We start from the raw sequence: 11,976 nt of genomic DNA on the forward strand, positions 1-11,976 counted from the left end.
ACTCACCCGTTCGCCACTCGCCACCAGGCCGAAGCCCGTGCTGCCGTTCGACTTGCATGTGTAAAGCATGCCGCCAGCGTTCAATCTGAGCCAGGATCAAACTCTTCAGTTCAATCTCTATGCTTATTTCGTACTTTGGCACGCAAGAACCACAAAAGAACCCGAAGGTACTTTCTGTCTCTTGCAGTGCAAGTGTCGGGCTCCCCCGGCACTCACACCTATCGGTTGTTCTGTTCTGTTAAAGAGCGGTGCTGCGTTGTTGCTGCAGCGGAGAGAGCGAACTATACGCGGACGAAAAGGGTGCGTCAACTGCGTTTTTAGGGCCCAATATGAAAAAAACCGCCTCACGAGGCGGTTTTTTGAAAAATCACAATAACTTAGCTTCGGTAATCAGCATTGATGCGTACGTAATCGTAAGAGAAATCACAGGTCCAAACGTGCGCGCGCGCCGCGCCACGATGTAGCAACACACGCACGGTGAACTCGTCTTGATTCAAAATCGCCTGCCCTTGTTCCTCGCGGTAATCGGGATGGCGCCCCCCCTGGCTCGCCACCAGAACGTCGTCCAGATAAAGCTCAAGCCGCTCGACGTCCAGGTCATTGATCCCGGCATAGCCAATGGCGCACAACAATCTCCCCAGATTGGGATCGGAAGCAAAAAACGCCGTCTTGACCAATGGCGAGCGGGCAATGGCGTAAGCGATGGCTTTGCACTCCGCCACGCTGCGCCCCCCCTCGACTTCGACCGTGACAAATTTAGTGGCGCCCTCGCCGTCGCGGATAATGGCCTGGGCCAATTCGGTCGCTACGTCGAGCAATGCCGCGCGCAACATCTGATAGTCGGCCGACTCGGTCGAATCGATCAACGGCGCTTTGCTCTTACCCGTGGAGATCAGCATAAAGCTGTCATTGGTCGAGGTGTCTCCGTCGACCGAAATACAGTTGAACGACTGATCGCACACTTCCTTGACCAGCTGATTGAGCACCGGCCGGGTGATGGCGGCATCCGTCGCCACGAAGCCCAGCATTGTCGCCATATTGGGGTGAATCATCCCCGAACCCTTGGCAATACCGGTAATCGCCACCGCCTCGCCGCCGAGCTGCAGACTGCGGCTGCTACCTTTGGCCATGGTGTCGGTGGTCATGATTGTCTGCGCCGCCTCCGTCCAGCCGGCCGCGCGCCGCGCCGGCAAAGCTTGAATGATGCGATCGGCCGGTAAGGGCTCAAGAATGACGCCGGTCGAAAACGGCAGAATTTGCTCTGTCTGGCAGCCGAGCTCATCGGCTAACGCGCGGCAGATGGCGCGCGCGCGTTGCAACCCCTCCTCACCCGTCCCCGCGTTGGCATTGCCCGTATTGACCACCAACGCGCGGATCTGCACCCCGGCGTCGAGATGGCTTTGACACAGTTGCACAGGCGCCGCGCAGAATCGGTTCTGGGTAAACACACCGGCGACGGTATTGCCTTTATCGATGCGCATCACCAGCACATCGCGGCGATTGGCGTATTTGACGCCGGCTTCGGCCACGAAGAGATCGAGTCCTGCGATGGGCAGTAACGCGTTGTCGTCCAGAGGTAGTAGATTGACTGCCATGTTTTCTCCCTATTTTTACTCACCGCTTGGCGATTCTTCCCCGATCTGCCGCATCAAACGAAGCAGATTGTCGCCATAGCGCGCCAGCTTGAGCTCGCCGACACCATAAATGCGCGCGAGCTGACTGCGACTTGTCGGCTTTTCTTCGACCAATTGCCGCAATGTCCGATCAGAAAAGACAGCATAGGCCGGGACATTATGCTCGTCGGCGACTTCTTTGCGCCAGCGACGCAACTGCTGCCACAAGCGATCTTCCCGTTCGGTGCGCAACCAACGCTCGGTTTGCGCGCGGTTGCCGTGGCCCTTATCTGCCAACGGGCGCAAGCGGATCTTCTCCTGCCCCTTAAGCAGCGACCGGCACGCTTCGGTCAACACCAGCGACTGCCCCCTGGCTACATCGACCTGCAGAATCTTTCGCGCCACCAACTGCCGGATCACCGAACGCCAGGCGCGCTGATTCAGTTCACGGCCGATGCCGAACGTCGACAACTGGTCGTGTCCCGCCATCGTCACGGCGGGGTTGCCGCGCCCCAACAGCACGTCGACCACATGACCGGCGGAATAGCGCTGTCCCACGCGATAGATGCAGGACAACAGTTTTTGCACCGCAACGGTGGCATCGAAGGTGGCTGGCGGCGACACGCAGTTGTCGCAACAACCGCACGGCGCGATCGGTTCGCCAAAGTGCGCCAGAATCTGCTGTCGCCGGCAACTGGCGGTCTCGCAAATGGCCAGCATCGCATCGAGCTTGGCGCACTCAATCTGCTTCTGCTGCTCGGCCATGTCCGATTCCTGGATCATGCGGTTGAGCTGCACCACGTCATTGAGACCGTAACACAGCCAACTGACGGCAGGCAGCCCATCTCTACCGGCGCGACCGGATTCTTGGTAGAAGCCCTCCGGGCTTTTCGGCATATCGATGTGCGCCACGAAACGCACGTCCGGCTTGTCGATACCCATGCCGAACGCCACCGTGGCCACCATCACCACCGCGTCGTCGCGGATAAAAGCGCGCTGATTGGCCTCCCGCACCTCATGACTGAGACCCGCGTGATAGGGCAGCGCGTGAATGCCATTTTCCGACAACCATTCTGCCGTCTCTTCCACGCGCTTGCGCGACAGGCAATAAACGATTCCCGATACGCCGGGAAACTCGTTCTGGATGAAGCTCAGCAGCTGCTTCTTGGCATTGTGCTTTTCCACCACCTGGTAAAACAGGTTGGGCCGATCGAAGCTGGATAAGAATACCGGACTGTCCTGCAGGCCAAGGTAGTGTTGAATATCAGCCCGCGTGGGCAGGTCGGCGGTAGCGGTTAACGCCAACCGCGGCACATGAGGGAAGCGCTGCGCCAGAATGCCGAGCTGCTGATATTCCGGCCGAAAATCATGTCCCCAATGGCTGACGCAATGTGCCTCGTCGATGGCGAACAGCGCCAGTTGCAACGAATCGAGAAAATCGAGAAAACGGGGCATCAGCAGCCGTTCCGGCGCGACATACAGCATGTCCAGCGTGCCGGCGCGCGCCTGGCGGGAGATCAGGCGCGCCTCGTCCGGATCGGTGGCCGAATTGAGACAGGCGGCGGCGATCCCCACCTCGGTCAATGCCGCGACCTGATCCTGCATCAGCGCGATCAACGGCGAAACGACGATGCCGACCCCTGGCCGCATCAAGGCGGGAATTTGGTAGCACAGCGATTTGCCGCCGCCAGTGGGCATCAACACCAGCGCGTGCCCTCCCGCGGCGACGTGCGCCACGATCTCGGCCTGCTGCCCGCGAAAGGAAGGATAGCCGAAGATGTTTTGGAGTAAGGTGTTGGCGTCCTGCATGGAAAAGTCGGTCCCGAAGAAGGACGACATTGTACGGTAATCCAGCGGTGAGGGCATGCAGGCAAAAAAAAGCCACTTCCGAAGAAGTGGCTAGCAAGATTTGGAGACAATGTGAAACGAGGAAAAACGCTCTCGTGCAAATAGAGACTTCCCATTCAGACGGAAGTTCCAATCGCCTCCGAAGAATTTTTGCTGCGGTTGGCCGCGTCGCCCCGCTGTGCGACACTGAGCGCGTTCGACCAGGAGAATGTAAATGCGTTACCGATTTTTTGCGCTGGCCATGTTTGTAGGCCTGCTCGCCGGCTGTGCGACTCAGCCGATTTCCTCAACACGCCCCGGCGCTGTCACGTCGAGCCAAGAGCCGGCCGTACCCAGCGCCGATTGGGAAAATCTCGGCGTGTCGCCGAACGGCAATATCCTGCATGAGCTCGATAAGCTGTCGATTCAACGCCAAGGCGATCTGGTGACTTTCCGCGAACGGAAGACCATTTTCGATATTCGCAAGGAAGACTTCCTGCAGACGCCTCGTCATAAAGTCTCCATCAATACCTGGCAGATTGACTGCAAAGCCGATACGTATCGCTTGCTCAGCATGAATTTGTTCGATGAAACGGGCAGGCAGGTGGCCAGCTTCACCTATAATGACAACCAGATAAAACCAGTGCCGGTCGTACCAAATTCTGCAAGCTATCAGCAGATGCTGTTTGTTTGCCAAACCGCATCCGCAAACTGATAGCGCCAGAGGGACGTCCCGGCCTGCTCCATGGGGGTTTGAATGGCGGCAATCCGGCGAGTGGTATTCAATCAAAAGGGTGGGGTCGGCAAGTCCACCATCACGGTTAACTTGGCGGCCACGGCGGCGCGCCAGGGCAAGCAAGTGCTGGTCATCGACCTGGACCCCCAGGGCAACAGCAGCCACTACCTGTTGGGCGCACAGGCAGAGGCGCGTCACCTCGGCGGCCTGTTTGACCAATTTCTCAACATCACGCTGTTTGGCAAGCAGGCGAGCGAATTCATCGAGGACACGCCGTTTCCCGGATTGCGCTTGCTCGCATCCCACCCCAGTCTGACTGAAATGATGGGCAAGCTGGATGCCCGCCATAAGATCTACAAGCTGCGAGAGGCGCTCGATGCCCTCGATGAAGAAGCCGATTTCGACGAAATCTGGATCGACACGCCGCCGGCGCTCAACTTTTACACGTTGTCGGCGCTCATCGCCGCACAGCGCTGCTTGATCCCTTTCGACTGCGACACCTTTTCCCGTCAAGCGCTGTACGGACTCTTGACCAGCGTCGAGGAAATCCGCGCTGACCATAATCCGCAACTGACGATCGAAGGTATTGTCGTCAACCAGTTTCAGCCGCGCGCCAGTCTGCCGGCACGCCAAGTGGCGGAGTTACGCGCCGAGGGGCTGCCCATTCTCGACACGCCGTTATCCGCCTCCGTGCGGATCCGCGAATCGCATGAAGCTTCGCGGCCGATGCCCTATCTCGATCAGCGGCACAAGCTGACGCTCGAATTTGACCAGCTCTACCGACAATTGGACGGCCCCCCGAAGCGGGGTGGATGATGAGTGCGTTACGGCGGCCTGGGCTGATCGTCATGGCCGGCCTGCTGGCCGTCGCGATACTGTTGGTGGAATATGGCCTGCTCGAGAACGGTGCAGCCGACCGCGAAGCCGAGCGTTACGCCATGTGGGGCGCCTACAGTCTTAATATCCTGATGGCCCGTCTGAGCACGGCGCTCGACTATGCCGCGGTGCTGGGCGCACCGTCCAACGGCGATACCGATACGCTCAATGCGCTGACGCGCATCAACACCAGCGCGACTCATCCCAACAGCGCCTTCAATGGCTCCGCTTTGCTGGCACAGGTTCCGGCGAATCAACGTGCTGCGTTCGAATTGGCCATCAGCGGGCCAATCCAGGTTCTATCCAATCACCACCTCTCACCGAGTCCGGTCAAATCCGAATACTTCCCGGTCATCAACTATCTGCCCGATGACGCCAACGCCTTGGCGCGCGGACTGGATCTCGGCTCGCTGCCGGGTTGGGAAAAGGCGCTCAGCCAAGCCCAGAACACGGGCCTGCCGGTACTCGTCGCCCTGCATGACTCCGACATTGGACGCTTGGCGATCGCAACGCCGCTTGCCCGCAAAATGCGGTTTCTGCTGTTCAATGTAGATCTGGAGCGCCTGCTTGCCTTGCCGCTCCCGGACGGCAGCGCGTTTCAAAATCAGCTGCGCCTGCTTGCCTGGGTCAAGCTCGATAACCGTCAGCCTCTCTTGCTGCTCGACTCCCGCCCCGATTTGAGCCGCCCTGTCGGCGCACCGATCGCCAGCCAAACCGCCGTGCTGGGTGGCATGCCGTTGCAATTTGGCACCTATCGGTTGGCCAAGGCCGATAATGCGCCATTGGACGACAGCGACCGCTCTATCCTGCTGCTGACGGCGGCTTCGCTGACCGCGCTGATCTCCCTGCTGATCGTGTTCGCTCGGCGCAACGCGCAGTTCCAGGTACGACTGGCCGACCAGGATCGACAGTTAGCGCAGCATCACCAATTGCTGCGACAACAGCTGGCCGAACGTATTGCGGCGGAACAGGCTCGCACGGAGAGCGAAATGCGCCAAAGCGCCATTTTGCAAGCCAGTTCCGATGCCATCCTTCTGGCGGATCACGACGGCGCCATTACGCACGCCAATCCCGCCGCCACAAGGTTGATCGGCCAAGCCGCCGAGTCGCTGCCAGGCTTGACCATCGGCGCGCTGTTTCCCGAGCTTTACGACAGCCATCAGCAGCATTTTTCGACGATTGCCGCCAATTTCGAAGGCCTATTGTTCGAAGCGCAACTGATTCGCAACGATAGCAGCAAGCTCCCCGTCGAACTGGCTTTGTCGCGAGTCACCTTGCCGGACGACCAGTTCTACCTGCTCGTATGCCGAGACATCAGCGTTCGCAAGGCGCAGGAAGCCGCGCTGATCCGGCTCAAGAACAGTCTGGCGGAACAAGTCGAGATGCAAAGCCGGCAATTGGCGGCCCTACTCGATGCCAGCCCCTTGGCGATGGCCTACATCGCCGATCGCCATCTCAAACAGGTGAATCATGCCTTTTTGGAAATGTTCGACTGTGACGAAGCCAGGGCCATCAACTACACCACGCGCCAGTTCTATCAAAACGACGAGCAGTACCAGCGCACTGGCCGGCTGCTCTATCACTTGCTCAACGCGGGCAAGGTGGTCACCACCGAACTGCAACTTCAAACCGGGCGCGGCAAACTGATTTGGGTACGGCTGCACGGCAAGGCGCTCAACCCCGCCGTGCCAGGCCTTGGCACCATCTGGGTCTATCAGGATTTCTCGGCGGAGCGCGCGGCGGAAGAAGCCCTGCGGACCGCCAAGGAACTTGCCGAAGAATCCAGCCGGACCAAAACCGAGTTCCTCGCCAACATGTCGCACGAGTTGCGCACGCCGATGCACGCCATTCTCGGCTTCGCGGAGATGGGGCAAAGCCGCAGCGAGCAAAGCGGCCAAGAAAAAATCCAACAGTATTTCAAGCGTATTCTTACCAGCGGCAATCGCCTGCTGTCGCTACTCAACGACTTGCTCGACCTGGCCAAGATGGAGGTCGGCCGCATGGAGTACACGTTGGTGGACGACGATCTGGCGCGCCATCTGCGCGACATCGCCGAAGAGCTGACCGGCATGGCGGAAAACAGGAGAATCCGCATTGAGACCGATATCGTGCCGCAACCGCTGATTGCTTGTTTCGACAGCGTGCGTATCGGCCAAGTCATGCGCAATCTGTTGACCAATGCCATCAAGTTCAGCCCGCCGGAAAGCCGTATCGGCGTCGAAGCGCGCATTATCCACAGCGCGGGTTTCCCGGTGGTGTGGGTCCAAGTGACGGACCAAGGCCCGGGTATTCCTGCCGGTGAGCTGGAATCGATTTTCGACAAATTCATTCAAAGCAGTTCGACCAAGACCGGCGCCGGCGGCACCGGGCTCGGCCTCGCCATCTGCCGTGAAATCATTCACGCCCACCAGGGCGAAATCTTTGCCGACAACGCCGCGGGCGGCGGCGCGCAGTTCAGCTTCACCTTTCCGCTGCGCCCGCGCCATCCGCTTTGAGACAGGAGACCCACCATGGCCCATACCTTGCTGCTGGTCGATGACGAGCCCTTCAACCTCGAATTGATGACGGAACTACTGGAAGATGCGGGCTATCGGGTCAGAACTGCCGAAAGCGGCGAAGCGGCCTGGCACCTGCTCGACCGCGAGGGCGATGCTTTTTCCAGCGTGCTATTGGACAAGATGATGCCGGGCATGGATGGATTTGAACTCTTACGGCGCATCAAGAGCGACCAGCGGCTCGAGTTCCTGCCCGTCATCATGCAAACCGCGGTCGGCGCCGCCGCCAGCGTGCAGGAGGGGCTGTCGCAAGGCGCGTTTTATTATCTGACCAAACCGTTCTCGCGCGAGATGCTGCAGGCCGTTGTCGCCGCCGCCGTCAGCCACTGGGACCGGCACACCTACTTTCGCGAGCTGGTCAATCAGCAAGCGGAGGCCTTGGGTTATTTGAACGAGGCACACTTTGCCTTTCGCACGCACAAGGAAGCGCAATGGGTTACCGCGCTTCTCGCCCGCGCCTGCCCACACCCTGAACGCGTCGCTACCGGCCTGTTCGAACTCCTGGTCAACGCCATCGAGCATGGCAATCTACGGCTCTCCTATGCCGAAAAAACGCAGTTACAGGCTGACGGGGCCTGGGAGGCCGAGTTGGAACGGCGTCTATCCGATCCGGAGTTCGGCCAACGCCAGGTGCGGTTGAGCTACCGGCGCTCGCGCGAGGCCATCCGTTTTTCCATTGCCGACGAAGGCGCAGGCTTCGACTGGCGCCACTATCTCGATACCGAGGCCATCTCTTATTTGGAAAGCCACGGCCGCGGCATTCTCATCGCCCGCAAGCTATCGTTCGACCAACTCAACTATTTGGGCAACGGCAACCAAGTCGACGCCGACATTTGGCTTATCCGTCCGACGCCGAGCCCGGACGCCAGTGACGCGGCGCCACCTGCCGATACCCCGTGACCCGCGGCGGCGCGGTGAAGTCCAGCATGATCGCCCCCTGCCGGTCGGTACGCAACAGGGTGATGCCCATGGCGCGGTAATGACCGAGCACTCTCTCATGAGGATGGCCGTAGCGATTGCGCCACCCGGCGCTGACCACGCCCCAACGCGGCGCAACCATGCGCAAAAACACCGGCGAGGACGAGCTGCGGCTGCCGTGGTGCGGCGCCACCAGCACGGTACTGGCGAGCGCGCGACCGTAACGCGCCACGAGCGCGGCTTCCTCGTTCTGCGAAATATCGCCGGTCAGCAATAGCGATCCATATTCCCCCGACACGCGCAGCACGCAACTGTAGGCATTGTTGCCGGGCTCGCGCCAGGCGGCATCCGGCCACAACATCTCAAAGCGCACGCCATCCCACTGCCAGCGCCGTCCTGGCCGGCACGGACGAAACGCTACGCCAAGCGCGTGAGCGCTATCGGCTTGACCGACCCACAGCGTGGCGACCGGCAGGGCGCGTATGATCGCGGGCGCGGCGCCGTCGTGGTCGGCGTCGTGATGCGACAGCACCAGCGCATCCAGCCGCCTCACCCCCGCAGCCAGCAGGTTCGGCAACACCACCGCCTCGGCCGCCGGCAATCCCGTGTCATACAGCAAATCGTGCCGAGCGGTGCTTAGCCATACCGACAAACCTTGGCCGACATCCAGCACCATCGCCCGAAAAGCGCCTTCGCGCGGTCGTGGCGGGGCATACCACAACATCGGCAGCAGCAGCGCCGCGCCCAATAATCGCCCCGCCCAGCCTAGCGGCGCGATCAACCAGAGCGATCCCAGCAGGCCCAGCGCCAACAGCGGCCATGGCGGAATGGGCGCGAACCAGATCGGCGCGGCTGCGCACCCGGCGATGAACAGATAAAACCCTCGACATAGCCAATCGGCCAAATGCAACAACGCATCGACCGGCACCGCCGCGGCGAGTAGGCACAGCGGTGACACCAGCGCGGAAATCCAGGGAATGGCGATCAGATTGGCCAATGGTGAAATCAACGGCAATGCGGCAAAAAAACCGATCAGCGGCACCACCGACATCACGCTGGCCGCCCATTGCCCGGCCAACCAGCCTCGCCAATGCTTCGGCGCGCGCCGGCGCCCTACCGACACCAGCATCAACGCCGCCACCAGCCCGAAAGACAGCCATAGACCGGGGAAATACACCGCGAACGGGTCCAGCAGCAGCACCGAGCCCAATGCCAGCCACCAGATATGAAAGGGGGACAACGCGCGGCGCCAGCAGAGCAAAAGGCAGGCCACCGCCAACATGAAGAACGTGCGCCGCGTCGGCACCGACCAGCCCGCCAGCAGCGAATAAGCGCCAGCGGCCGCCAATCCGCCCATGGCGATCCACGCGCGCGGCGCGCCCCAGCGCGGCGGCCAGCGCCGAAACAAGGCGCGCAGCGCCAATACCGCCAGCCCTGCCACCATGCCGACGTGCAACCCCGAAATCGACACCAGATGCGTCACCCCGGTGCGGGCAAACCATTGCCATTCTTCGCGGCCGATGCCCTGCTGCATCCCCACCGTCAGCGCGGTGATCAGCGCCGCCTCGCGCGTCGTGCCCAATACCTTGCCGATCCTGCCGGCGATGCGCGCGCGCAGCCGGTCCACCTGGGCGAGCCAATCGCCGGCATCCGCCAAACGCTGCGGCTGGCCCACCACCTGCCCACTGGCCTGAATACCTTGCGCCCAAAGCCAGGCTTCGGCATCGAATCCGTGCGGATTGGCGCTGGCCCGCACCGGGCGCAACCGCACTTGCGCGCGCCAACGGCTGCCGGCGGGCCAAGGCTCGCCCCGCGTCAGATGCAGCCGAACCCACGCGATGCCCGCCAGGGGCGTTTCCACTTGAGCCAACAAGCGAAAACCGCGCTCGGTGCGCACCGGCAGGTCGCGTACCGTCAGCACCAAAGGCACTGTCTGACCGTCTAGCGCCGCCGGTAAGCGCAAGGCTAAGCGTTGTCCCGCATGAAAAACCGCCCAGGCAAGGCCGAGAGACACGCCAGCCGTCACGACAAACACCCAGCGTGTCCGCGCCGGCAGCCAGCGCGCGGCGGGCGCGAGCAGTCCTCCCGCCAGCAACCAGTGCCAGTCGGGCAATTCGGCCAACCACACGCACAGGGTCACCCCAGCGACAAATCCGATCACAAGGTCCATGGCGGCATGGTAAGGGTTGGCGCCGCCGCTACGAGGATACGACGGTTGCCTGGAGCGCTCGCTTATCGTATCGTGCCAGCGCCGTCCACCTTTCTTACTGTCCTGACCATGCCGATCTCCACGCCGCTCTTCTGCGCCGACAGCGCCCGCCGCGAACGCGCCGCCCAATTGGCCGAGCGCTACGCCCTGCCCCTGGTTCGCCAGCGGCCATCCTCGGGTTATTGGTTGGAAATGGGGTTCGAGCGGCTGGAGCTCGTCACGACCGGCAAGCACGGCGCGGTCTATGCCGAATTCGCCGAAGGCGCGGCGCGCCACCGGCGCGAGCAAGGCGGCGGCCGCGGGCAACCTGTGGCCAAAGCCATCGGCCTAAAGGGTCATCCGGGTGAAATGCGCGTGGTGGACGCCACCGCCGGTCTGGGGCGCGACGCCTTCGTCCTGGCGAGCCTCGGCTGCCAGGTGACGCTCGTCGAGCGCTCGCCGGTGGCGGCGGCGCTGCTCGACGACGCCCTCGATCGGGCGTCGGTCGCGCCGGACATCATGGAAATCGCCGCACGCATGACGCTCGTGCACGCCGACGCCATCCGTTGGCTCGTCGCGTTGCCGGCCGAAGCGCGGCCGGACGTGGTGTATGTCGACCCGATGTTCCCCGAGACCGGCAAAAGCGCCGCGGCCAAGAAGGACATGCAGGCTTTTCAGCAGGTTATTGGCGACGACCTCGATAGCGGCGCGCTGCTCGCCGCCGCCATTGCCGCAGCGCGCGGCCGCGTGGTGGTCAAGCGCCCGCGCCTGGGCGCGGCCATTACCGGGATACCCCCGTCGGCGTGCCTGGAGGGCAAGAGCACCCGTTTCGATATCTATTCGATCAAGGCGCTCGTCAGCGCGGGCAAACGCGCCGAGTAAACAGGCGAGAGTCGGCGTCGGCTGTTATTCCCGCCGTTTCGCTTGTACGGGCATCCACTGCGGGAGTAACGGCAACACCTTGAAAGCGGGAGTGGGGACGGGCGTTTACTCCCGCCGTCAAGGTTTTGCTTTTACTCCCGCCTTACTCGCTTTTTTACTTTCAGAATTTACGGACAAGCTGCCCAATTGCCGTTTCCCGGCGAACTGGATAGGGTAAGGGGGCTTTAGGCGGGTCATTGCCAAAGGCGCGGGCCCGGGGTGTTTGCACCACCGCCGAGCCCGCTAACCACAACTCACTTACTCGGAGTAAGCCATGGCTATCCATGATGTTAATGCACTTCCTTCCACCCCGACAAACCGCCGTCTGCGTCAGCAGCAGTT

The 11,976-nt window shown here is 61.6% G+C and carries 8 protein-coding genes and 1 rRNA gene; 5 read left to right on the forward strand and 4 right to left on the reverse strand.

All coding sequences use genetic code 11. The annotated features are described in order from the left end of the window. From JOZ06_RS00830 to recQ, 3 genes are all read right to left on the reverse strand, one after another. A 16S ribosomal RNA gene (locus JOZ06_RS00830) occupies nt 1–112 on the reverse strand; the annotation flags it as partial. Nucleotides 113–377: 265 nt separating this feature from the next. Further along, nucleotides 378–1,595, reverse strand: a complete 1,218-nt coding sequence (gene argJ / locus JOZ06_RS00835; RefSeq protein ID WP_293227755.1) for a bifunctional glutamate N-acetyltransferase/amino-acid acetyltransferase ArgJ — start codon at nt 1,593–1,595, stop codon at nt 378–380. A gap of 15 nt (nt 1,596–1,610) precedes the next feature. Then, the gene (gene recQ / locus JOZ06_RS00840) at nt 1,611–3,452 is read right to left on the reverse strand and encodes a DNA helicase RecQ (RefSeq protein ID WP_293227756.1); all 1,842 of its coding nucleotides are present in this window, start codon (nt 3,450–3,452) and stop codon (nt 1,611–1,613) included. Nucleotides 3,453–3,675: 223 nt separating this feature from the next. Between recQ and JOZ06_RS00845 the strand changes: the two genes are divergently transcribed. From JOZ06_RS00845 to JOZ06_RS00860, 4 genes are read left to right on the forward strand one after another with little or no spacing between them, the layout of a single operon-like run. Further along, complete coding sequence (locus JOZ06_RS00845; protein WP_293227758.1) at nt 3,676–4,155, forward strand: surface-adhesin E family protein; 480 nt, start codon at nt 3,676–3,678, stop codon at nt 4,153–4,155. Between the two features lie 51 nt (nt 4,156–4,206). Then, nucleotides 4,207–4,992 carry a ParA family protein gene (locus JOZ06_RS00850; RefSeq protein ID WP_366515104.1) on the forward strand — a complete coding sequence of 262 codons (786 nt, stop codon included), beginning with the start codon at nt 4,207–4,209 and terminating at the stop codon, nt 4,990–4,992. After that, nucleotides 4,989–7,547: an ATP-binding protein gene (locus JOZ06_RS00855; protein ID WP_293227760.1), complete on the forward strand. Its 2,559-nt coding sequence runs from the start codon at nt 4,989–4,991 to the stop codon at nt 7,545–7,547. The genes JOZ06_RS00850 and JOZ06_RS00855 overlap by 4 nt, the downstream gene beginning before the upstream one ends. A gap of 15 nt (nt 7,548–7,562) precedes the next feature. Beyond that, nucleotides 7,563–8,507, forward strand: a complete 945-nt coding sequence (locus JOZ06_RS00860; protein WP_293227762.1) for a response regulator — start codon at nt 7,563–7,565, stop codon at nt 8,505–8,507. Here the strand turns inward: JOZ06_RS00860 and JOZ06_RS00865 are convergent. Then, on the reverse strand, nt 8,446–10,695 hold the full coding sequence (locus JOZ06_RS00865) for a DNA internalization-related competence protein ComEC/Rec2 (RefSeq protein WP_293227764.1): 2,250 nt from the start codon (nt 10,693–10,695) through the stop codon (nt 8,446–8,448). The two genes, JOZ06_RS00860 and JOZ06_RS00865, sit on opposite strands and share 62 nt — an antisense overlap. Before the next feature lie 108 nt (nt 10,696–10,803). Between JOZ06_RS00865 and JOZ06_RS00870 the strand changes: the two genes are divergently transcribed. Next, on the forward strand, nt 10,804–11,595 hold the full coding sequence (locus JOZ06_RS00870; protein WP_293227765.1) for a class I SAM-dependent methyltransferase: 792 nt from the start codon (nt 10,804–10,806) through the stop codon (nt 11,593–11,595). The last annotated feature ends 381 nt before the right edge of the window (nt 11,596–11,976 follow it).

It is taken from the genome of Paludibacterium sp. (assembly GCF_019232825.1).
Lineage (GTDB): Bacteria > Pseudomonadota > Gammaproteobacteria > Burkholderiales > Chromobacteriaceae > Paludibacterium.